The 23,090-nt window shown below is 40.5% G+C and carries 23 protein-coding genes; 4 read left to right on the top strand and 19 right to left on the bottom strand.

The window, feature by feature from the left end; genetic code table 11:
* Nucleotides 1-32: 32 nt before the first annotated feature.
* The 9 genes from ABJH98_RS12405 to nfsB form a co-directional block, all read right to left on the bottom strand.
* On the bottom strand, nucleotides 33-1,001 hold the full coding sequence (locus ABJH98_RS12405; RefSeq protein WP_348308008.1) for a Vps62-related protein: 969 nt from the start codon (nucleotides 999-1,001) through the stop codon (nucleotides 33-35).
* A 273-nt stretch (nucleotides 1,002-1,274) separates the two neighbouring features.
* The gene (locus ABJH98_RS12400; RefSeq protein WP_348308007.1) at nucleotides 1,275-3,161 is read right to left on the bottom strand and encodes a monovalent cation:proton antiporter-2 (CPA2) family protein; all 1,887 of its coding nucleotides are present in this window, start codon (nucleotides 3,159-3,161) and stop codon (nucleotides 1,275-1,277) included.
* Nucleotides 3,158-3,763 carry an NAD(P)H-dependent oxidoreductase gene (locus ABJH98_RS12395; RefSeq protein WP_348308006.1) on the bottom strand — a complete coding sequence of 202 codons (606 nt, stop codon included), beginning with the start codon at nucleotides 3,761-3,763 and terminating at the stop codon, nucleotides 3,158-3,160. The genes ABJH98_RS12400 and ABJH98_RS12395 overlap by 4 nt, the downstream gene beginning before the upstream one ends.
* Before the next feature lie 54 nt (nucleotides 3,764-3,817).
* Entirely contained in the window at nucleotides 3,818-4,666 is an 849-nt protein-coding gene (locus ABJH98_RS12390; RefSeq protein WP_348308005.1) for an SDR family oxidoreductase, read from the bottom strand.
* A 24-nt stretch (nucleotides 4,667-4,690) separates the two neighbouring features.
* Complete coding sequence (locus ABJH98_RS12385; RefSeq protein WP_348308004.1) at nucleotides 4,691-5,476, bottom strand: SDR family NAD(P)-dependent oxidoreductase; 786 nt, start codon at nucleotides 5,474-5,476, stop codon at nucleotides 4,691-4,693.
* Nucleotides 5,473-6,450, bottom strand: a complete 978-nt coding sequence (locus ABJH98_RS12380; protein WP_348308003.1) for an LLM class oxidoreductase — start codon at nucleotides 6,448-6,450, stop codon at nucleotides 5,473-5,475. Before ABJH98_RS12380 ends, ABJH98_RS12385 begins: the two co-directional genes overlap by 4 nt.
* A gap of 59 nt (nucleotides 6,451-6,509) precedes the next feature.
* Complete coding sequence (locus tag ABJH98_RS12375; RefSeq protein WP_348308002.1) at nucleotides 6,510-7,523, bottom strand: zinc-binding alcohol dehydrogenase family protein; 1,014 nt, start codon at nucleotides 7,521-7,523, stop codon at nucleotides 6,510-6,512.
* A gap of 8 nt (nucleotides 7,524-7,531) precedes the next feature.
* The gene (locus tag ABJH98_RS12370; RefSeq protein WP_348308000.1) at nucleotides 7,532-8,353 is read right to left on the bottom strand and encodes a DUF4437 domain-containing protein; all 822 of its coding nucleotides are present in this window, start codon (nucleotides 8,351-8,353) and stop codon (nucleotides 7,532-7,534) included.
* 18 nt (nucleotides 8,354-8,371) lie between these two features.
* Complete coding sequence (gene nfsB / locus ABJH98_RS12365; RefSeq protein ID WP_348307999.1) at nucleotides 8,372-9,025, bottom strand: oxygen-insensitive NAD(P)H nitroreductase; 654 nt, start codon at nucleotides 9,023-9,025, stop codon at nucleotides 8,372-8,374.
* A gap of 195 nt (nucleotides 9,026-9,220) precedes the next feature.
* Here nfsB and ABJH98_RS12360 point away from each other — a divergent pair, with 195 nt between their 5' ends.
* On the top strand, nucleotides 9,221-10,075 hold the full coding sequence (locus ABJH98_RS12360; protein WP_348307998.1) for an AraC family transcriptional regulator: 855 nt from the start codon (nucleotides 9,221-9,223) through the stop codon (nucleotides 10,073-10,075).
* Nucleotides 10,076-10,083: 8 nt separating this feature from the next.
* Here the strand turns inward: ABJH98_RS12360 and ABJH98_RS12355 are convergent, their stop codons facing one another.
* From ABJH98_RS12355 to ABJH98_RS12335, 5 genes are all read right to left on the bottom strand, one after another.
* On the bottom strand, nucleotides 10,084-10,731 hold the full coding sequence (locus tag ABJH98_RS12355) for a hypothetical protein (RefSeq protein ID WP_348307997.1): 648 nt from the start codon (nucleotides 10,729-10,731) through the stop codon (nucleotides 10,084-10,086).
* A 36-nt stretch (nucleotides 10,732-10,767) separates the two neighbouring features.
* Complete coding sequence (locus ABJH98_RS12350; RefSeq protein WP_348307996.1) at nucleotides 10,768-10,947, bottom strand: hypothetical protein; 180 nt, start codon at nucleotides 10,945-10,947, stop codon at nucleotides 10,768-10,770.
* Between the two features lie 153 nt (nucleotides 10,948-11,100).
* Complete coding sequence (locus tag ABJH98_RS12345; RefSeq protein WP_348307995.1) at nucleotides 11,101-11,760, bottom strand: hypothetical protein; 660 nt, start codon at nucleotides 11,758-11,760, stop codon at nucleotides 11,101-11,103.
* A gap of 36 nt (nucleotides 11,761-11,796) precedes the next feature.
* Nucleotides 11,797-12,867, bottom strand: coding sequence for a M42 family metallopeptidase (locus ABJH98_RS12340; protein ID WP_348307994.1), 1,071 nt, complete (start codon nucleotides 12,865-12,867; stop codon nucleotides 11,797-11,799).
* A 156-nt stretch (nucleotides 12,868-13,023) separates the two neighbouring features.
* A complete protein-coding gene (locus ABJH98_RS12335) occupies nucleotides 13,024-14,580 on the bottom strand; it encodes an acyl-CoA carboxylase subunit beta (RefSeq protein WP_348307993.1) in 1,557 nt (518 codons plus the stop codon).
* Between the two features lie 120 nt (nucleotides 14,581-14,700).
* Here ABJH98_RS12335 and ABJH98_RS12330 point away from each other — a divergent pair, with 120 nt between their 5' ends.
* Nucleotides 14,701-15,615 carry an exopolyphosphatase gene (locus tag ABJH98_RS12330; protein WP_348307992.1) on the top strand — a complete coding sequence of 305 codons (915 nt, stop codon included), beginning with the start codon at nucleotides 14,701-14,703 and terminating at the stop codon, nucleotides 15,613-15,615.
* Nucleotides 15,616-15,621: 6 nt separating this feature from the next.
* Nucleotides 15,622-16,692, top strand: a complete 1,071-nt coding sequence (locus tag ABJH98_RS12325) for an Ldh family oxidoreductase (protein ID WP_348308032.1) — start codon at nucleotides 15,622-15,624, stop codon at nucleotides 16,690-16,692.
* On the opposite strand, the gene ABJH98_RS12320 is transcribed toward ABJH98_RS12325, so the two are convergent.
* From ABJH98_RS12320 to ABJH98_RS12300, 5 genes are all read right to left on the bottom strand, one after another.
* The gene (locus tag ABJH98_RS12320) at nucleotides 16,689-17,237 is read right to left on the bottom strand and encodes a hypothetical protein (RefSeq protein ID WP_348307991.1); all 549 of its coding nucleotides are present in this window, start codon (nucleotides 17,235-17,237) and stop codon (nucleotides 16,689-16,691) included. The two genes, ABJH98_RS12325 and ABJH98_RS12320, sit on opposite strands and share 4 nt — an antisense overlap.
* 33 nt (nucleotides 17,238-17,270) lie before the next feature.
* Complete coding sequence (locus ABJH98_RS12315) at nucleotides 17,271-17,561, bottom strand: septum formation initiator family protein (protein ID WP_348307990.1); 291 nt, start codon at nucleotides 17,559-17,561, stop codon at nucleotides 17,271-17,273.
* Between the two features lie 117 nt (nucleotides 17,562-17,678).
* Nucleotides 17,679-18,296 (bottom strand): hypothetical protein, encoded by a 618-nt coding sequence (locus ABJH98_RS12310; RefSeq protein ID WP_348307989.1) that lies wholly within the window; start codon nucleotides 18,294-18,296, stop codon nucleotides 17,679-17,681.
* A complete protein-coding gene (locus ABJH98_RS12305) occupies nucleotides 18,293-18,949 on the bottom strand; it encodes a hypothetical protein (RefSeq protein WP_348307988.1) in 657 nt (218 codons plus the stop codon). The genes ABJH98_RS12310 and ABJH98_RS12305 overlap by 4 nt, the downstream gene beginning before the upstream one ends.
* On the bottom strand, nucleotides 18,946-19,914 hold the full coding sequence (locus ABJH98_RS12300) for a VWA domain-containing protein (RefSeq protein ID WP_348307987.1): 969 nt from the start codon (nucleotides 19,912-19,914) through the stop codon (nucleotides 18,946-18,948). Before ABJH98_RS12300 ends, ABJH98_RS12305 begins: the two co-directional genes overlap by 4 nt.
* Before the next feature lie 255 nt (nucleotides 19,915-20,169).
* Here ABJH98_RS12300 and ABJH98_RS12295 point away from each other — a divergent pair, with 255 nt between their 5' ends.
* Nucleotides 20,170-23,040, top strand: a complete 2,871-nt coding sequence (locus tag ABJH98_RS12295; protein ID WP_348307986.1) for a TonB-dependent receptor — start codon at nucleotides 20,170-20,172, stop codon at nucleotides 23,038-23,040.
* Nucleotides 23,041-23,090 lie beyond the last annotated feature (50 nt).

Genomic DNA, 23,090 nt, shown 5'->3' with positions numbered 1-23,090 from the left:
CAATTAAGTTGCTTTTAAATTATGATAGGATACTATTTTTCGTAGGTACTAGGATCCCATACCGGTTTATCAATAGGGCCTGTTGGTCCGTCGGAAAGAGTACAAATCTCTTCATCCTGAACCGTACCTTTGCAATCCATTTTTTGATTTCCAAATCTATAAATGGGACCGCTATTGGGGTCATCGATGGGGTCTGATCCTGCTGATGAATAAGATCGACTCATCCAATTTGGCCAATCGGTTCCATTTAGACCTTCTTTGGTAGAGTAGTCAAAAGCGACAATTTTTCCATCTTCAGAAGTATCAAAGACTTTGCCTTTTGATGTAATGTCTATTTGGTGCTGACCAGAACTAAAGTACATCCCATGTGATCCTTGTGCGACATAAACTATAGGTGAATTTCCAACCTTATCGATATCCTCCCAGGCTTTTGTAGTACCTTCACTATGAGCTGACAAGTACACTTGATAAGGTTCAAGCTCCCAATCTTGATCTCCTTGATCCATCCAACGCAATCTTACTGATGCATGCTCCCAGTCTCCTACATGATTCTGAGCCAAATTGCCAGGCGCCTGATTATAAGGATAGTAATAAAAATAAGTCATCTGATATTTTGAATCATCTTTTTCAATCCAAAACACATACACGACTGCTGAACTTAAATCACCATGAAAAAAGTCTAAAATATCATCAGCTTTTTCAAGTGGTTCTGTGGTAGTTAACCAATAGTTGTCATCATCTTGGTTTTGATACCTTGTAAAATAAGGGAATGCAAAATCAAGCGAAGAAGGAAAAAAAGATTCATTCTGATCCATATAGGTATAAGGAGCATACTTTTTCATCAATTTTAATTTGTACGCCTCAGAAATAGCTGGCTCCGGGTCTGGGACTTCGGTGTCTGCTACAATAAGGTCGTCCTCTTCTTCTTCTTCTAAACAACTGAAAGCACTAAATAATAGAAAGGTTAAGGTTAGAGTGTAAATTAATTTTACTCTTAACATAATTTTAAATAATTAATTGATCTGAAATTAATACTGAAATGCTGCTTGAAAGGGACGAATGTATCCTGATTTAATAATTATTCAAAATTAAATATGGTGTTTTGTTCTAATGCAGAATTATTTATTTGCAGTTAGGATGATGAACAAACGAAGGACTGATCTGACTTAAAATATCACCTTATCTGAAATCTATTGTGTACTCGATGTTTGTATTGGTATGATCTTAGAAAAAAAGGTAAATTAAAGAAACCTGGACGTTGAAGAAGGGGTGAGTTAATCGTTATTTCCCATGCCTACACGTCGGATTAGGTCACTGTCCCATTGTTTATCATCTGAGATAATTCCACGTTTTAGATCTTCTTCTAGCTGTTTTTCCTGCTGCTCCATTTCTTGTCTGGCTTTGAAAATATAGTCCTCACTATCCTTCTTCGATTTTGACAATCTCCTGAGGCTTTGTTCGTCGTACTGAATGAACTTTTGCGCTTGTCTGTGAACAGTATATTTTCTGAATCCCATGAAGTGCAGTACGTCACTGGCCATTTTTACTGACGTATCGAGTGACTCACGGTAAATATCTTCTATGCCTAAATCAAGAAGCTCATAGGCATCAAACCGGTTTCTAGCCCGAAACATCAATTTGAGATGAGGATATTTTTCTTTTAGGGTTTTGGCAAATTCAACTGAAATTTCTGGATCATCGATAGCGCAGACAAGAATTTTGGTGTCTTCAATACCAGCTGATTCTAGCAAATCCAGCCGTGTAGCATCTCCATAGTAGACTTGGAATCCCATTTTTCTCAGGAGGTCAACACGGTTGGAGTCGTGATCTAGGATGGTCGCCTCCACTCCAGATGCTCGCAAGAATCGGCCCACCGTACTTCCGAAATGGCCGAAGCCAACTAAGATTACTTTGTGTGTTTTGGCAATATGATCAATGGGCCTTTTTTCAATCTCTTGTGTGCCTATGCGCGGTAAGATGAGCCGTTCATTTATGATTTCCAATATCGGTGCCAGAGTCATGGTAAGAGCAGTAGCTACAAGCATCATATCGAGCTGGGCACTGTCTAGGATATTGAGCTGAAAGGCGAAAGACAGCAGTACGAATGCAAATTCTCCAATTTGAGCCAAACCGATAGTCAAGAGCAGCTTTTGATCCATCTTCATTTTGAAGACACTTCCTACAATAAAGAGAACAATCCCTTTTAGTATAATGACACCAAGTACCAATCCACTGATGGTCAAAGGATATTCTTGTATCACAATGAAATTGATGGAGGCGCCTACGGCCATAAAGAACAGTCCCAATAGTAGCCCTTTGAAAGGCTCTAAAGTACTTTCCAGTTCATGTTTGAATTCGCTGGTAGCTAATACGACCCCACCCAAAAATGCGCCTAGAGCAGGGCTGAGTCCTACTAATTCCATAAGGAAGGAAATACCCAAAACGATAAGTAATGACGAAGCAGTGAGTAACTCGCGTACCCGAGTAGATGCTACCCTTCTCAAAACTGGTACCACAAGATAACGCCCTGCCAGAACTACAACAACGACCGAAAGTAGTACAGAGAGCGCTTGAAGACCGATGGGCAAACTATCTAAGAAAGAGGGGTCGCCAGTGCCATGATCATCAGATGCGGTAGGGTGTGCGCTGGCTAATAGCGGAATGACAGCCAGCATAACGATAACAATAATGTCTTGAAATAGTAGGATAGAGAATGAAGAAGCACCATAGGTGGTATTCAGCAGTCGTTTTTCTTTGATATTTTGTAGTGTAATGGCGGTAGAAGATAAGGCAATAGCCATAGAGATGGTCAGAGCAACTTGCCATTTCATTCCAATGAGGCTAAAAAACAAATAGGACAGAAGCGTTGTGCCAATGACTTGGAGACTTCCCATCCCAACAACGGTTTTCCTCATACTCCAAAAATTCTTGGGTTCTATTTCTAGTCCAATGAGAAAGAGCATCATGACTACACCAAATTCAGCAAAATGAAGAATATCTTCACCTTCTTCTCCAACAAACCCAAGCACATAAGGGCCAATAAGAATCCCGGCTAATAAATACCCCAGTACAGAGCTCAATCCGAGCTTTTTAGCAATAGGTACACAAATGATTGCGCCAGAAAGAAAAACAATGGCTTCAAATAGTATACTGCCTTTCATGATTCGCTGGCTTTATTGAACGCTGGAAGGTCATTTAAAAATTCACAATCCTGAGAGACCCGCAGTGTTATTTCTTGTTGTAAGGTCTCAATCAATTGACGGTATTGTAGTGCGTGATTTTCTAAGCCTTCCGTGGAAATTTGATGGGTTCCCATGACCGTAAACGGAGGGAGGTACTGCATGTCACAAAGTTTGGCAGTTTGCTCGAATGGTCTTAAAAATTCAACTATTGTAAAATGATGATTGCCAGATTCACAGTAAAGTGCTCTTGATCCTCCAGTGGTGATCACATTCAGGCATTTTTTCCCTTTTAAGGCATCACCATCTGGCCCGTAAGCCCAGCCGAATTCGAGGACCAAATCGATCCATTGCTTCATCAACGGTGGACAACTGTACCAATAAAACGGATGATGCCAGATAATCACATCGTGCCTTTCTAGTAGTTGCTTCTCTCTCGCTACATCAATATTAAAATCCGGATAATGCTCATACAAATCATGAAAAGTCACCCCTTTCTGGTTTATGACAGCATCAACGAGTATTTTGTTTGCCTTTGATTCTTCAAATTTGGGGTGAGCGAATAAGATAAGGACCTTGGCCATTTTATGCAGTTTGTTAATTTGCTAAGATACGATATGTGATGACCATACCGATTATCATCCATTCTTGAACTTTTCAATCATTTTAAGAGGAGGCAAGTGTGCTCTTCCTGTTGCTTTCTCAAAATCAGATGATACATCATTAATACCCAATTTTATACCCTCATAGATTCCAGAGATCACTCCGCCGATAAATTCTCCGAGTGCAGCTTTTCGTTCTTCTTCATAGGCATCGACTGATACAGAATGATATTTAAGGTCAGTGTTGTACACTTGATTGATGAGAGAGGCCAATTCTGCCTGAGTGATGGCTTCGCCCGCAAGGTTATAGATTTGGCCGTTGTGATTGTCCTTCAGCAACATTTGAGTGTATGCAAAAGCCAACTCTTCTCTACTGGTATAAGCACATTTTCCTTCGCCAGCGCAGTTTCTGATTTCGTCTTCTTCGATGTAGGTGTCGAGGTACTCCAAATCGGGCTCCATGTAGATGCCATTGCGACCAATCACCCATTGAAGACCTGATTCTCGGACATCGGCTTCTGTCTGTCGGTTACTTTTTACCACCGAATGAAAGGCTGTCTTGGTTTCGTCGCCAACTATACTGGTGTACACTATCTTTTTGACGCCATTTGCTTTGGCAGCTTCAATCACATTTCTATGTTGCTGGATTCTTTTCTCAGGAGCGTCCATGCCAGATACAAGAAGGACGGTGTCAATTCCTTTCAGCGCCTCATCAAACTGCTCACGGTTATTGTAGTCCCCCTTTCGGATTTCTATCCCAAGATGTTTTGCGTTTTCAGGTGTTCGTGCAATACCTACTACGTAGTTGCTTCCGATCTCTTTGATCAGTTGTTTGACGATGGCGGCGCCCAATTGTCCGCTGGCTGATGTTACTGCTATTTTCATGTTTTTTATCATTCGAGTCAAAGTTCAATGAACAGTAATTTTGTTGGTCTGGTTCATAAGTGAATGAATTTTCGAATCATCATATGCATCAGGATGCGCTTCGGTATAGCTACCACTATCATTGTCAAAATATTTGCCAGTAACCCCTTGGTGTTCATCTGAAATGGCCAATTTATATAATATTTCCGCCCCTTTATCCGCTGACGACCAAGAATTTCCGAAAGCTTCTAGCGCCATTTTGGTGTGTAGAAGGGAGCCAGGGTTTACGGCTATTACAGAAATGCCTTTCAATTTTTTGGCTAAATCAAAGCTCCACATGGTCAAGGCCAACTTGCTTTGTGCGTATGCATCGCGCTCGGAGACTTGCTGATCACCTTTCAGAACATCTAGCGAAACGGAGGACTGTGCAGCTGAACTAAGATTGATAATCCGAGGGTCGTTACCTTTTTGTAATAATGGTATTATCTCAGTAGTAAGCAATACTGGTGCTAAATAATTTACAATCATTCTTAGATCTGTGGACTTGGAAGTGCCATTGTATACGCCGGCATTGTTGATCAGAACGTCCAACTGGGGAAGTGCTGTCACTTGGGTTGACATTTGTTTTACGGCTTTCAAATCAGAGAAATCTGCTACAAAGCCTTTCACATCCTTATTGCCAGACTGGCTAATAACATCAGAAATGGCCGTATTCAATTTATCCTGATTGCGTCCATGAAGGTAAATTTGATGACCTTCTTTGGCCAGTTTGATGGCAGTTAGTTTTCCAATTCCATCTGTACTTCCGGTTATTAAAATGTGTTTTTTCATGATTGTATTTGTTCTAATGTAGCAGAATGAAACTGAGTTAATACTTTCTCTGAGATACGTTCTAGTGTTTGTGTCATAGGGCGAGTGTTGAACCGTAAATTAATAGCCACATGATTGACGCCGATTTCTTGCAACTGATGGAAATAATCGGCCAGATAATTCGCACCAATGCGAAAGCCTAATGGAATGGGTTCGGGTTTAAAATCATCATTTTCATGCAAAACCACATAAAGCGGTTGCATATAGGGTTTGTCGAATGATTGTTTTGTGGCTATCAATGCTCGCCACTCTTTGATAGTGAATTGCTGCTGATGGGGATTTCTTGGATAGTTCATCCAGCCATCTCCATGGGTGGCATTCCATTCCAGTGATTGCTGACTATAACCAGTGATGAGCATAGGGATTTTATGATGGCTTGGTTTGGGCAATACATCTACGTCTCCTTTTAGTGTACCATAGTGATTCGTATCGAATGTAGGAAAGCTTTCTTGTGTTTTCCGAATGTAAGAGAAGGATTCACGAAACAGCTCACTTCGTTTTTCAAAATCTATTCCCATGGCAGGGTATTCGGTAGGGCGATCTCCTGAAGCCACACCTAAGATCAATCTGCCGTTCGAAAGTTGATCAATGGAAGCAGCAGATTTCGCCACATGTGCGGGATGATGCAGCGGTAGCGCAATGCTAGAAACACCCAAGGCGATAGTTGAAGTCTGACCAGCCAAATAACCTAAGTAGGTAAATGGATCAAACAATTGCCCCGCATCGCCAAACGAAGGCACATGGAAGGGGATATCTCTAACCCAGAGGGCTTTGAATCCCAATTGCTGAACAAGCTTCACCTGCTCCAAATGATCCTTCATGGTAGGAACAGAACTATCGGGATAGTGCTCTATGGGCACTACGAGTCCAACGCTCAATTGATTGGGCTGAAATACGCTGTTGTAGCCTTTGTTTATTTGTTCGAAGTTGTTCATGTCAAATTAAATAAAGAGTGGATTCCCCCTTTAATAGGGGAATCACTCCTTTGTACAAACTAAAACTCAATAACCGTCTTTCCAATAGTCTTTCCAGACTCTTGCATTTCGTGTGCTTTCTTCAAATTTTCTACCGAAAAACCTTTCAGTGTAGTGGTTAATGTGGTTTTCAATGTGCCACTATCTAATAACTCAGCCAGATGGTTAAGAATTTGGTGTTGCCTTTCGATGTCATCGGTAGTAAACATCGATCGGGTGTACATCAGCTCCCAGGAGAAGGTCACACTTTTGGCTTTTAATAAATCGAGATTGAGCGGTTTGCTGCTCGCCGTAATCGAAACAATGTGCCCTTGCGGCTTGATGATTTCTGCTGCAGTTTCCCAATATCCTTCCAGATCTACAAAGTCCAAAATGTAATTCACCTCACTATGACCAATATTGGCCAGCTCTTCTTTGAGGTGGTGATGATTCACCACGAAATCAGCGCCCATGTCTTTGCACCACTCTACTGAATCGGGTCTGGATGCCGTGGCAATCACAGTTAGTCCAGCTACTTTTTTGGCCAGTTGAATAGCTATCGATCCTACGCCGCCAGCACCGGCCAAAATCAAAATAGTTTTTCTCTGGTCTGTTTCTGGGTTGATTTTGATGCGATCAAAAAGCGATTCGTAGGCAGTTAGCCCTGTCAAGGGAATGGCTGCAGCTTCTGCGATACTCAGTGTCTTTGGTTTAAAACCAACTATTCGCTCATCAACCAATTGATAGGCTGCGTTGCTGCCAGATCGGGTAATGTCTCCTGCATAATAGACTTCATCACCAGCTTTGAATAATGACGTCTGATCTCCCACTGCTACGACAGTGCCTACGGCATCCCAACCAATGATTTTTGGTTCGTCTAATGCGGTGTCTTTGGCTGCACTTTCTCTGATCTTAAAATCAACGGGATTCACCGAATTGGCGGAGACTTTTACTAGTAGGTCATGCCCATTAGGAGTAGGTATGTCTGTTTCGAACATGATGAAACTGTCCTTTTCCTGAATAGGTAATGATTGTTGGAATCCTATAGCTTTCATATAATTTTTTAATTTTTAATGATTTCATATTGACCGATCGTTCTCACATAAATAGTACTCTCGTCTTGAGACGATATTTGATGTGATGTTTTTCCCTTGGAACCAAAATAGCTACCTGGGGCTATGGTCTGATTTTTTTTCTTTGTTCTGTATTGAGGGCTTCCTTGAATGACGACAGCTTTTAAGCTGCCACCTGAACTAAGAATCTCGCCGTTAAATCCAGCTGGTAGTTTGATTAATGAGCCGTTCAATTCGTCATTCGCTGGCTTGCCCCATAGAAAGGCTACTTTTACTCCATCTGAATTTTGATCTATCCATTTGATATTGGAAGCATCCAACCATACAATATTCGATTGATCGACATTCACTGGTCTTTCTCCATTATCAAAAGCTTGATCCGTCGGTTTAACCAAATAAGGACCTTCTTCGATTTCTATAAAGGCTACATTTTTTTTGCCTTTGGCAGCTGTGATGTGACCTTCTCCAGCAGGCTGCGTCCAGAACGAACCTGCCGGCATCCACATGCTTTCCGCATTTGGGTCATCGTTGTGAACGAGTCCGCTGATCACTATTCCTTTGTAGGTTACATTATGAATGTGAGCAGGAGAGGAGAAGCCTTCTTTAAACTCCACAAGGAAACCAGTAGGGTCAGTGCTGTTACGATCTCCCCAGAGTGTACCAGCTTGTGGACTATTGTCGCCTCTGGCAGGGTTGAGTGGACTCCATTGGATGTCTTCTGCAAGCAGAAGAGTGGTGCTCGATTTGTCCCCCTGAGCCAAAGTGTTCATTGCACACAGACTGGCGAATGTAAAAACTATTAGATATTTCATTTCCATTGATTTTAATATTTAAACGAGTGAAAGTATTTCTTCTTGAGGCAATCGGGACTTAGGAGCTTTTGCATTAAAATCGCTGTCCTTTCGATAACCTAAGGAAACTACTGCTAGGCTTGTGAAGCCTTTTTCTCTTAAACTAAATTCTTCATCTATGGCTTTGAGATCTACACCTTCCATGGGTACTGCATCAATACCAAGCGCTGCCACTCCCAATAGCAAGTTACCCATATTGAGATATACTTGTTTTTCCATCCAGTGCTGAAAGTCTTTTGTGTCGTACCGATGAATATTGGCAAATAGGTTTCTTGCACTATTTACACTCTCTTTAATTTCATCATTTGGGAAGCGACCGTCTTTTTCTTCCTGATCCAATAAGTGTTGCATATAATTTTCGTCGGCATCTATGCGTGAGGTAAACACAATCACATGCGAAGCGTCGGTTATTTTGGGTTTATTGAATTGAAAGAAACCTTCGGTCCCTTTGGCTACTCGCTCTTTTCCCTCTTTTGTATGGGCAATGATGAAGTGCCAGGGTTGAAGGTTGATACTTGATGGGCTCATTTGTAAAAGAGCCTTTATCTGTTCTATATGATCTTTCGAAATTTTTTTGATGGGATCAAACTCCTTCGTTGAATACCTGAAATTTAGAATTGACTTTAAGTCCATATTTTCTTAGTTGTTATTGTTTGATATGCTCTAACGCAAAGGAGTCTCAGGGTGTACAGTCATTCGTTGTATGTATATGGGTAATGATTGTATATTTATTGGGATTGGGGCTTTGTTTGCCTAATTGTTGGCTCTGAATTCGAATTTAAGCTGGGTATTTTGCATTTTTGCTACTTCAAACCCAATATTAATACCATGTTGACAGAAGAAGCACAGCATATTTTTGAAGTTCATGTAGAAGAGATTTCAGAGTGGAAACAACGACCGCATAAACATAACTTTTTCGAATTAGTATATGTGGATCAAGGCAAAGGGCACCAATGTATCAATCAACATGAGTTTGCTTTTCAAGCTGGCAACGTCTTTTTGCTTCCGCCACTAGATTGTCATTCTTTCAAAATAAAAGAGACCTGTCGGTTTTATTTTATTCGCTTCACAGATCATTATTTTATAAACCATGATAAGTTGGCCGACTATAGCGACTGGTTTGATCAGATGGCTTACATACTGGCCAATTACAACAAAGTCCCTGGTGATATCATCAGTACAGACCGAGATCGTACTTTTATTATCCAAACCATTAAATCGATCCATCAGGAATATCTGACAGGGGATAAGTACTCTGATTCTATCATTGCCGGTGCCATGGCCTCCGTGCTCAATGTGTTAGCCAGAAGTATCGAAGGACATTACGTGCAACAGGCGAATGAAGTGGACAATCGATTTGGAGAAATATTGCGATATATCAACACCAATCTCAAAAACAAAAAAGTGCTCAGAATCCCTGTGTTGGCAGACAAGTTTGGGATCTCGGCAACTTACTTTTCGGAGTATTTTAAGAAACAGGCGGGAATGAGCCTGGGAGAATATATCACCAAATCCAAACTGAAATTAGTAGAATCTAAAATTTTGCATTCAGACCTAAGCTTAAAGGAAATTGCTTATCAGCTGGACTTCACGGATAGTAGTCATTTGTCAAAGACATTCAAATCTTCGTATGGGATGACGATAAAGGAGTTCAAGAATGGAGGGTCAAGATGCTACGCTTAATAAATATCCTATTCTAACCCCTCAAAGAACTCTTTGAAGTATTTTTCAAGGATGGGAAGCTCAATAATTTCCGTAACCATTAGAAATCCTATAATCATGATAAGTCCAAAGACTAGAAACAGTATGCATCCGACTTTGCTGGATTTTTTACTAGTTACCTGAGCTTTGTCTTGATATTCAGCCACAGTTTCGGGCATTGCATTTTCTTTCAGGAGTTTGGTGTCGAAATAAACGCCCCAAACTCGCTTGGCCAGGTGGATTTCTATGAAGTCGCCCACGTTGAATTGGTTATAAACGGTTTCGCTGATGCTTCTTTTCTGATCTCCAAAGTAGAAGTAATAGGTGTAGGTATTCTGGCTATTTTTATTGGACCGGACCGTGTAGTCCTTGTTGGTAATTAAGCCTTGCCAGATCTTCTTTTCATTTTCTTTCAGGTCGAGTTTGAAGGCGCGATAGATAGAAACAAAAGCAATCACAAATAGGGCGTCAATGAGCAGGGTGAATAAATCAAAGTCAAATCCATAATTCACAATAGCCAAAATCACCAACACAAAAACACCCATCGGAACGAGTAATTTGAACTTCTTCTCAATTTGCTCTCGCTCCTCCTGACTCATCTGAGCAAAGGTGATTTTTAGGAGATTGGTTTGTTTCATGTAAACAAAATAGTAGAGGAAAGGTAAGAGATTAGATTATTTCAGCCACTTGTTGAGCTCGTTTTTTGCCTTGTGATGGGAAAGGGTATTTGCATTTTTAACATCCTTTCTTCCTTTTTCAATTTTATCCAAGACTACTAGTTTTTCGATTAGCTTATCGAGTTCGAAATCCTGAGGCATGTCCTTGAGAGATTCTATGGATACTTGTTTATTCATAAAATAAAGTTAGAGAAGATTGGTGATAAAAAGTTAACAATACTCTTCAATGGCTCTTGTTGGTCTTTTTCTGAGGGAATGCCTTTACTTACAGTCTGGTTTGTTGGAGACAACTCCAACAAAGGCGGAGAATTTTATCCAAGAAGGCCGATATCACTTATCCACTTCAAATTGAAATCGATATTTTCCCGTTCCAACTTCAGTAGAAGTTATTTCTTCGTTATTAAAGTGAGACTGAAATTCACCTTCGATCTGATAAACGTTAAGAGAAGTGCTTGAAGAATCTAAAAGTGTGATTTTAGTTATTTTATTAAAATTTTGCGTATTGAAATCCACATTTTGCTGTTCTTCCCAGCTTTCTCGACTGATCCCATTCCATTTTCCGTTGATTTCACTTGCTTCCAAATTTATTTTGCAAATATCATTTATATCTGAACTGTAATCTAAAACCCTAATGGTGGGGTCAATATCATATTTAGCGTTTATTTTGATCTCGCTTATTAAAGAGTCATGTATTGGTAACATCAACGTGAAAAATGGCCCAAATTCATTACTACTATTTTCTTCATCAAAAGAATTAGGTCCGCCTCTAAGCAAGCTATTATTTGGAATATCCTCATTATCGAACTTCAAACTGATTTTATTACCATAAAAATACCCTTCTTTTCCATCTAAATTAAGATAGAAAAAATCCTTGGATAGAAAATTATTCTCTATGGATGGTTCATCCTTTGAATCATCGCAACTTAGGAAAAAGAATACTGGAATAAATAGATATAAAATCGAAGCAATGGATAATTTATTTGTTTTCATAATGTAGTTTTTTAAAATAATTTTTGGTTATTGCTATTACTTAATATACCGATAATCCTCCCCATCCTTCAGCTGCACCAAGTACTGATAGATCAGCTCGATGACGTTATTGATGTCATCGTAGTGAGCGGTTTCTACTGTGGTGTGCATGTACTTGAGTGGTAAGGAGATTAAAGCCGAAGCTACGCCTTCATTGGAGTAGGCGAATGCATCGGTGTCTGTACCCGTCGCTCGAGAAGTAGCGGCACGCTGATATGGGATGCTGTTTTTCTCAGCCGATTTAATGATATCAGAGAGCAAGTTGTTTTGAACGGCAGGCCCGAAAGTCAGTACTGGACCCTTTCCAGCTTTTTGATCACCGCTCAATTTCTTGTCGTACATTGGGGAGTGGGTGTCATGACAAACATCAGTGATGACAGCTACATTGGGTTTGATTCGAGCCGCCATCATTTCTGCGCCACGCAGTCCGATTTCTTCTTGCACAGCATTCACGATGTATAATCCGAAAGGAAGATCCACTTTGTTTTCTTTCAGTTTTCTAGCTACTTCAGCGATCATAAAGCCACCGACGCGGTTGTCGAGCGCTCTTCCACAAACAAATTTCTTATTCAAGTCCATCAGTTCATCATCGAATGTGATTACACAACCGACTTTTACGCCGAGCTCTTCTACTTCTTTTTTAGACTCACATCCGAGATCAATGAAGATATTGTCTAAGGCTGGTGCCTTCTCATTGTTGTCCTTTCTTACATGAATAGCCGGCCAGCCGAATACGCCTTTTACGATTCCCTTTTCCGTGAAGATGTTGACACGCTTCGAAGGTGCGATCTGATGATCCGATCCGCCATTTCTTATGACATAGATATAGCCATTGTCGTCGATATAGTTTACGAACCACGAGATTTCGTCCGCATGGGCTTCGATCACTACCTTGTATTTCGCCTTTGGGTTGATGATGGCAGCCACAGAACCATAAGTGTCTGTGATATAGTCATCGGTATATGGCTTCACATAATCCAACCAGATTTTTTGTCCTGAAGACTCAAATCCAGTAGGTGAGGCATTGTTCAGGTATTCGTATAAAAACTTTTCGCTTTTTTTATTCATGTGCGTTTGAATATTAATATTTATTGTCATCCCGTAGTATGCCTGTCGGTAGACAAGCCTTCGGAGAGATCTTCTCAGTTGCTAGCAGATTGGCTGCTATCTAATAAGGAGATTTCTACGGCTGCGCCTCCGAAATAACCCATTATCATTTTATGACTACAAAGGAATATTCCCATGTTTCTTTCTCGGCATATTGCCAACTTTATTCTCCAACATGCTGAAAGCAGAGATCAATTTCTTTCTAGTATTGTGAGGTAGGATCACCTCATCCACAAAACCTCTCGCTGCCGCGATGTATGGATTGGCAAATTTTTCAGTGTATTCATCTACCTTCTCGTCCAGTTTGGCTTGTGGGTCATCCGCCGCTTTGATTTCTCCTTTAAAGATGATTTCGGCTGCCCCTTTGGCACCCATCACCGCGATTTCAGCCGTTGGCCAGGCGTAGTTCATGTCGGCTCCGATGTGCTTCGAGTTCATTACATCGTATGCGCCACCGTAAGCTTTTCTGGTAATTACCGTGATTCTTGGAACTGTAGCCTCACTAAATGCATAAAGCAATTTGGCGCCGTTCATAATGATGGCATTCCATTCCTGATCGGTGCCAGGTAAGAAGCCTGGTACATCCTCCAATACCAATAGTGGGATATTGAAGCAGTCGCAGAATCTCACGAATCTTGCGCCTTTCACACTGGCGTCGTTGTCTAGCACACCAGCCAAACTGGCGGGCTGATTGGCTACGATGCCAATGCTTCGTCCACCCAATCGAGCAAAACCAACTACTATGTTCTCTGCATAATTTTTATGCACTTCAAAGAAATCTCCCTCATCTACAATTCCTTCGATCACCTCTTTGATGTCGTAAGGTTGGTTTGGATTCGTTGGAACTATTTCATCCAGTCCTTTTCTAATTTCATCGCCAGCTTCATAAGGAAGCATGGCTGGTGTTTCTTCACAGTTTTGTGGAATGAAACTGAGTAATTTTTTGATATTGAGAATACACTCTACTTCATTGGCACAGGAGAAATGGGTCACACCACTTTTGGTACTGTGTGTGCTCGCTCCTCCGAGTTCTTCGGCGGTTACATCTTCTTGTGTTACGGTCTTCACTACATTAGGCCCAGTCACGAACATATAAGAAGTGTTTTCGACCATCATGATAAAATCGGTGATGGCTGGAGAGTAAACCGCTCCACCAGCACAAGGGCCCATGATGGCTGAAATCTGTGGTACTACGCCAGAGGCCAATGTATTTCGGTAGAAAATATCAGCATAGCCACCCAATGAAACTACTCCTTCCTGAATTCTTGCTCCACCTGAATCGTTGAGACCAATGACAGGAGCGCCGTTCTGCATAGCCAAATCCATGATCTTAACAATCTTCTCGGCGTATGTCTCTGACAGGGAGCCGCCAAATACAGTAAAGTCTTGACTAAATACGTAGATTAATCGGCCATTGACTTGACCATAACCAGTCACCACGCCATCTCCAAGGATCTTTTGTTTTTCGAGTCCAAAATCTGTGGCTCGGTGTGTCACGAACTTTCCAATTTCTTCAAAAGTTCCCTCGTCTATAAGGAGTTCAATTCGCTCACGGGCTGTCAGTTTTCCTTTTTTGTGCTGGGACTCAATTCTTTTTTCACCACCACCAAGCAGTGCTTCTTTATTAAGTTTTTCTAGATATTGGATTTTTTCTTCTGAAGATTTTAAGTTCATTATCACGCGGGTTATTAGTTCGGCTCAAATATAGGCATTGACGCAAATATGAGCGTGAGATTTTGCATTCAATTGGGTTCTCATATTTATTCATAAATTAGCGGAATTTTAAAAATCGGTATGAGAGTAGGCATAATAGATATTGGGACTAATACTTTTCATTTGCTTATAGCAGATCGGGCTCGCAATATGAAGATCCTTCATAAAGAGAAAGTCGCCGTTCGTTTAGGCAAAGGAGGTATCAGCAATAATATTATTCAGTCTGATGCTATGAATCGCGCATTTGATACGTTAGCCGATTTTACCCAGAAAATGAAGAATGAGGTCGTAGATGAAATCATAGTGACGGCTACGAGTGCCGTTCGAAATGCCAGTAATCAGAAGGAGTTTATTGCTTTGGTTAAAGAAAAAGTAGGGCTTGATATCCGTGTGCTGTCAGGAGAGGAGGAGGCTTCATTGATTCACCAAGGAGTTAGTGAGTATATCGATTTCGGTGAGGAAACTGGGTTGATTATGGATATTGGCGGTGGAAGCATTGAGTTTATATTGGCCAATAAGCACGAGGTGAAATGGCTCAAAAGCTACGAGCTCGGAGGGCAGCGGTTGATTGATCAGTTTCACCAAACGGATCCGATTTCTGCTGATGAAAAATCTAATTTGGAGAGTTTTCTCATTGAAAATCTCAAAGAAGTTTTTGATAAGTGTAAAGAATACCAAGCTGCCTATTTGATTGGATCCTCCGGTTCATTTGATACCCTTTGGGATATCCATGCCAGGATTCCAGAAGCATTGCCCATGCAACAGCCCATCCTCTACAAAGAATATTTTAAAGAGATCTATGAAGAGTTGATGATTCAAAATAGAGAACAGCGGTTGGCCATTCCTGGTATGATTCCGATGCGTGTGGACATGATAGTTTCTGCATCAGTGGCCATCAAAGTGATTATGGATCAATGCCATTTTGATCAAATAAAAGTCTCTCCCTATGCACTAAAAGAAGGGTTAATGTATCAAGGTTTACCAAAAAGAAAATAAATTCGCATCATGTACAGCTATCAGAGGTTATTTGACTTTGCTAAACAAGTCTTCGTGTCGATGGGGCACACAGAAAAAATGGCAGATACTGCCGCTACCGTATTAGTCAGTGCGGATATGCGTGGCGTAGATTCTCATGGTATTGCACGCCTTACGGGCTATGTGAGACTGTGGGAGGCGAAAAGAATCAATTCCAAACCCATCTTTCAAATAGAACACGAAACACCCTCTACCGCTGTATTAAATGCCGATGAGTCGCTTGGATTAATATCTGGTCCAGAAGCTATGAAGATCGCCATGATCAAGGCCAAAAGTGTGGGTACTGGTTGGGTTTCAGTGAAAAACTCCAACCATTATGGTATCGCAGGGTACCATGCAATGATGGCATTGGAGCAAGATATGATCGGTATTTCGATGACCAATGCGAGTCCCTTGGTAGCGCCTACATTTTCAAAAGAAAGATTGTTGGGAACTAACCCTATTTCTGTAGCGATTCCAGCTGGTAAACAGCCACCCTTTGTTGCGGATATGGCTACTACAACTGCTGCCAATGGCAAGTTGGAGATTTTACAGCGAAAAGAGGAAGACGCTCCTTTAGGCTGGGTGCAAGATCAGGAAGGTCAGCCTACCACCAACGCAAATGGCGTAAAAGAAGGTGGTGCTTTGTTGCCACTAGGTGGTGATCGCGAGCATGCTTCTCACAAAGGGTATATTCTGGGGTCTATTGTCGATATATTTTCGGCTGTGCTATCTGGAGCTAATTATGGCCCGTGGGTGCCACCATTTGTAAGTTTTATCGATCCAGTATCTGATCCAGTAGGGGAAGGCCTGGGGCATTTCTTTGGTGCCATGAGAATTGATGCTTTCAGAAAAGCCGATGAATTCAAAAATCACATGGATACTTGGATCGAGAGGTTCAGATCATCTACACCTATAGATGTAAATAATCCCGTACAAATCCCTGGAGATTACGAAAGAAATATGGAAGGTGAGCGGAGCAAAGCGGGGATTCCTCTTTTAGACCCGGTAGTTCAGGATCTCAATGAGTTGGCTGAAAAGTTTAAACTGAAATTTTAGAAGCCGAATCCGAAGTTCATCCCGATCACCCATGGGCTAGAGTAGTAGTTTTCTGTAGGGTCTACATTGTCATAAAATACATTGTAGAGGGCATAAAAATTCATAAACCCTTTGTTGCCTACTGGCTGAGACACTCCACCGCCGAAAAGTAAAGCGTCCATTTGTCTTCTGCCTTCGAAATATTCGATAAAATAGACCTCATATTGAGCCATGATGAAAAACGGCTCATAAATTTGGTACTGAGTAAAAAAATTAAAACCGTAGTTGTTAATTGAAAAATCGTTGATTTTATCGTTGAAATATTGATAGTTGATACCTACGCCAGCATTGAGTTTTTCAGTGAATCTATATCCCACCATACCATATACGCTAGCTGAAAAGTAATTCTGACTCCATGTCAAACCTCCGAGCCCGCCACCAACATAAACATTGTCTATCCATGTGGGTTTGTCTCTGCCGAGCACATTGTCGTAGTTTTCTTGTGCCATACTTTGTGAAGTATAAAAGACACAAATCAGCGCAATCAGAGTTATTCTTTTTACCATTGGTTTAGGATTTTAAAGAGTATATATGGGATACTAGTCTTCAACAACTACAAATAAATCTTCCCCATCTTTTTTCATGTAATATTTCTCACGAGCAAAGCGCTCCAAAAGTTCCATGTCATTGATCAGAGCTTCTCTATCAGTATTTACTTCTTCGATTTTCTGTAGGTAGTATTTTTCCTGACCCTCAAGTTCTTTTACTTTTTGACTGAGTTGATACTGAGAATAGAAATCATTGGTATCGAAGAACAACATCCAAACTAAAAACGAAAGGCCTGAAAGGAAGTAAAAGTTTTTAGTGATATGTAGCGATTTTTTGAACATGCCTGATAAAGTCTACCGTAAAGTAAAAAATGAATCGCTGAATTGCCAAATAAACAATCATTAAAGATCAGGTGCTATTTTGCCTAATTTCTGACATTCAGAGTTTTAGAGCACAACCTACCAATCCGGCTTATCGCTCTCTTTTCTCTTGGTAGGCTTTCTTTTGTTTTGCTGAATGTACTGAATTTCGCTGTTTTTTAAGGCTTCTAGGATCATTTTGGCCTTTTCTTCAGAGATATTCATCTCTTGCATTTTGTCTGATGGGCTAGGCGGTTGCTGTTGCTTGTCTTTTTCATCCTGCTCACCTTCTTCACCTTCTTTGGATTGAGGTTGCTCTTGCTGGTCACCTTCCTTTTCGTTTTCCTCACCGTCTTGTGATTGTTGATCTTCTTGATTCTGCTGCTCTTGATTTTCTTGGTTCTGCTGCTCTGAATCCTCTGAATTCTCGTTCTCTTGATCCTGGTTTTGATCCCCTTCCTGCTGATCCTGATTTTCCTGCTGGTCTTGATTTTCCTGGTCTTCGGGGGGTTCTTCTTCTTTTATGATTTCATCTAGTGAGTTTAACTTTGGGTCATTTGGAAATTTTTGAATTCCTTGAGCTAGTAATTCTTTAGCACCTCCGCTATTTCCATCAATGTACAACTTCGAACTATTGTGAAAGTAGTCACTCGCAGACTGCCCGTAGCTGCTTACAGAATTCAATATTGTAAATAGAGGGATTAAAAAATATTTCATATTGCATTGATTTGAGCTACTGATCCAACCTTTTCAATGAAATCATTGTAATGCTGAACACTAGGGTCTTTCTTGATACCGTCCTTCATTAAATCATGAGCTTCTTGATATTTTCTTATTTCAACAAGTCTATCAGCTTGTTCTTTGAGTTGTTTTGCCCAATCAGAAGGTTCGTTCTTATCATTTTTATCTTGTTGTTCATTTTTATTTTGCTCCTGCTGTTCTTTTAGTCTCTTTTTCACCAGCTCATAGTTGTAGCGAGCATCCAGGTTGCTAGGGTCAGATTTGATTGACTCCTTGAAATAAGACATGGCTTTCTCCATGGTCTTAGGATCGGTGGACATGGCGCCAAGTTGTTGATAAGCCACAGATTTCAACTCTTCGTTTTTAGACAAGGCCAACTTCTGATATTGGGTTTGAGCCAGATCCTTTTTGTTTAGCTGATAGTAGGCGTGACCCAGATTCAAAATGGATTCTTCGTCATAGACTTGGAGAGTGTCTATGAGATAGGAATAGTTGGATACCGCTACATCAAACTGTTGATGCTCAAAAGCGATTTCTGCATTCTTTTTCAGCTTGTTGATTTTCGAAATATCATTGGCGGAGGCGCCAAAGCAAATAAGTAGAATCAATATTGTAGTAAGCCTTATCATATATTTACCGTTCTTACTTTTATCACTGCATCTAGAAATATCAATAGGAGTGCCAAAGCTAGGAAGTAGTAGTACTTATTAGCGGATACATCCATGGTTTTGGTATCTCGAAGTTCTCCTTCTATGTCACCAATGGTGTTAATTAGTTTTTCAACGTCGTTTTGAGAACCATTGATTTCGAAATATTTGCCGTTTGTGGCAGAGGCTAATTTTTTCAAAGAGACAGGGTTGAGTCTGGAAATCACTTCTTGTCCGTTATTGTCTTTTTTGAATCCACGCTGGGTCATGATTTTGCTGCCTTGTGAAGTGCCTATACCTAGTGTGTATAATTTAATGCCTTCTTCTTCGATGGTTTTGGCTACGCTAGCTGTGTTTTCTCCAAAATCTTCACCGTCACTGATCAGAATGATAATTTTTGATTTTTGTCGGGTAACTGTTTCTTTGTCGTCTGAAATTTTACCCAAAGCCATTTTGAGAGGAGGGCCAAAGTCTGTGCCAGTATTTGGCACCAAGTTGGTGTTTAAGGTCTCGATAAATAGATTGAGTGCGCTTTTATCAAAAGTAAGCGGACATTGCACATAGGCCTCATTAGAAAACATGATAAGACCAATTCGATCCGAGGAAAACGCCTCTACAATTTCCTTCAACTCAAATTTGATTTTCTCTAAGCGAGTGGGCTGGATGTCGTAAGCATTCATCGACTCCGAAAGATCAATGGCTATAAAAATATCCTTGCCGATTGATTTAATTTCTTTAGTTGATTCACCAAAAGATGGCCCCAACAAAGCCACTAAAAATAAGGAGAAATACGCAGCTCTTAGCGAGATTTTATAAAAAACACGTCTATACCCAGTGCCTAGCGCTTTAGCTGCACGGATTGTTCTAAAAATGTATAGCACATAGAATAAACCGAATAGCAGAATAAAGAAATACTCCAGACTTCCGACTTCACCACTCCAGACCATAAATTGTTTTTTTCAAATCAAACAAATATAGACATCCTCTGGCTAGTCGAAAAGCTGCTTTTCTTCATTTAACATTTTTTAGCATTTGCTCTATTTTACTACTGAGTTAACAATTAGTTGATATAGTAATATTGCGATAAAGCAATCATAATCTTACTTATTGGTTTGGTAATCATTTGGTGAAATCCGCCTAAACAGTTGGTAATACTACCCCTGTACTTTCGCATCATAATTCTAAAATCGATCAATAAAATAATGATGAAAAAAATAATACTCTTGAATTCATTGGCTTTGATGCTAATGCTTTTGCCTGGGTTAGCGCAAGCCGCTGACGGAACCATTTTTGGAAAAGTGGTAGATGAAAATGGACTGGCTATGCCAGGTGCTACAATTACATTAAACGAACTTCCAGGAAAAGGAACCATCACGGATGCAGACGGAGCTTTTGTAATGCTGGATGTACCTCAAGGGGAGCATACCTTGAAAATATCCTACATTGGGTATAAGTCATTCGAAGAAAAAATTAACGTAGAAGAGGTTTCATTGGTGCAGCATAATGTAGCATTAGAGCCAGGTGTAATTTTAGGAGATGAAATATTGGTGCTGGGTGATAGACTCAAAGGACAAGCTAAGGCGATCAATCAACAAAGAGCAAACAGCAATATCACCAATGTAGTAGCCGCAGATCAGATTGGAAGATTTCCTGATGCCAACGTGGGAGATGCGCTAAAAAGAGTGCCTGGTATCACCATGCAAGGAGATCAAGGAGAAGCTAGAAATATAGTAATCCGTGGATTGGCTCCTCAGTTGAACTCTGTAACCATAAATGGAAATAGAATCCCTTCTGCAGAAGGAGACAATAGAAATATCCAAATGGATTTGATTCCAGCGGATATGATCCAATTGATAGAAGTCAATAAAGCTCTTTTACCAGAGATGGATGGTGATGCGATTGGTGGTTCTGTGAATTTGGTCACAAGATCTGCAAGCGAAGGATTCAGAGCATCAGGTACCTTGGCAGGCAGCTACAATGAAGTAGGCGATGCGCCAGGATTCAATTCTAGTATTGTGCTTAGCAATAGATTTTTGAACAACAAATTAGGAGCAGTACTTTCTGGTTCTTACAGACAAGACAAAATCGGATCTCACAATGTAGAAGCAGAGTGGGAAAATGAAGTTGAAAACGATGATTTTGATGAAGATTTGCCTGAAGAAGGAAACAACATTGAGGATGTTGAAGTAGATCCGTTTTTGGCGGTGAATGAAATCAGAGACTACGATGTGGACAGAACCAGAAGGAGCCTTTCTTTGAACTTAGATTATAAAATCAACGAAAATCATACCCTTTTTGCAAAGAGCATGTACAACTGGAGAGATGATTGGGAAAACCGATATAGATTGACCACAGAGGTGGATAAGGCGGTTTTTGGTAATGGTGTGAATGCAGCACCTACAGAATGGATTGTGGTTGGAGATCGTGAGACCAAAGGTGGTCTGGACAGTGATCGAATCAAGAACAGAAGATTGGAAGATCAGAGAGTACAATCTTATTCATTGAGTGGTCAGCACTTCTTTGGCAATATAGAAGCTAAATGGACTGGTTCTTACTCAAAGGCTTCTGAAAAGCGTCCAAACGAACGATACATCGTTTATGCATCGGATGAAGATATGACTGCAAACATGAGTCAATCTATGTCTGACACAAGAAAGCCACAATTGGTAATCAATGAGCCAGCCTTGTTGGAATCTACCAACTTTGCTTTCGACAAAATTGAAGAAGAAAATCAGCTGACTGAAGAGGAAAACTACACCGCACAGTTGGATCTTAAGATTCCATTGTCTGTCGTAACTGGTCAATCAGGTAGTTTCAAGTTTGGTGGTAAGTACAACAACAAGACTAAGAACAGAGACAATGATTTTGTAGAGTACAGCTGGATCGATGATTCTAATGTTGAATATTTGAATCAAATCCCTACTGATACCAGAACCAATTCTGATTTCTTAGCTGGTTCTAAATATGTCATTGGTGACTTGGCGTCAGCTTCTTATTTGGGTAATTTGGATTTGTACAACACCAATCTGTTCGAAGGGGAAGATTTACCTGAAGAATACCAAACGGCCAACTACGAAGCAGAAGAAACTGTAACTGCTGGATACGTACAGTGGACTCAGAATTTGAATGAACAATTGAGGTTCATCGTCGGAGCAAGAGCCGAAAATACAAGTTCTGATTATATCGGTTACCAATATATTGAGGATGATGGAAGTATTTCTCAATTGGAAAACAATAAGTCTTATTTCAACTTCTTGCCTGCCGTTCATCTGAGATATGCAGTCAACGATAATTTCATTGTAAGAGGTGCTTGGACTAACTCTTTGGCCAGACCAAACTACTATGATTTGGTGCCTTACAGATATGTAGTGGAGGAAGATGAAGAAATTTCTCAAGGTAATCCTGACTTAGATCCTACTACTTCTATGAATTTTGACTTGAATGCAGAGTATTACTTCGAATCTGTTGGATTGTTGTCTGCTGGTGTGTTTTATAAAAATATCGACAACTTCATCTACTTTCATCAGTCAACCGAAGACTACAATGGAGATGATTTTGATGTATTGACTCCTCAAAATAGTGGTAAAGGAAACATCACAGGCTTCGAAGTTGCAGCTCAGCGTCAGTTGGACTTTTTACCAGGTATCTGGAAAGGATTGGGTATCTATGCCAACTATACTTTCAATGCATCTGACGTAAGCGGTATTGCCAACGAGGATGGTGACGAAAGAGAAGGGTTGGATTTGCCAGGGACTGCTGATCATTTAGTGAATGCTTCTTTGTCTTTTGAGACTCAAAAGTTGGTAATCAGAGCCTCGTTAAACTTCTCGTCTGATTATATCGACGAAGTAGGTGACGATGCATTCTATGATAGATACTATGACAAGCAGATGTTTGTAGATGTTAACGCATCTTATGCCTTCACTAAGAATTTCAGACTGTTCGCTGAGGCGAATAATCTGACAAATCAGCCTTTGAGATACTATCAAGGCATAGAAAGCAGAACGATGCAAATGGAATATTACGGACCTAAGTACAACTTAGGATTGAAATTCGATTTGTTTAACAACTAATATTTAAAATTTTTGGGTTAGAAAAGGATCACGCCTAGTCGTGGTCTTTT

Origin of the sequence: Reichenbachiella sp., assembly GCF_039969095.1 — a bacterium.
Taxonomy (GTDB): domain Bacteria; phylum Bacteroidota; class Bacteroidia; order Cytophagales; family Cyclobacteriaceae; genus Reichenbachiella.
Note: the sequence above shows the minus strand (reverse complement) of the source record. Positions and strands in the feature narration are given on the sequence as shown.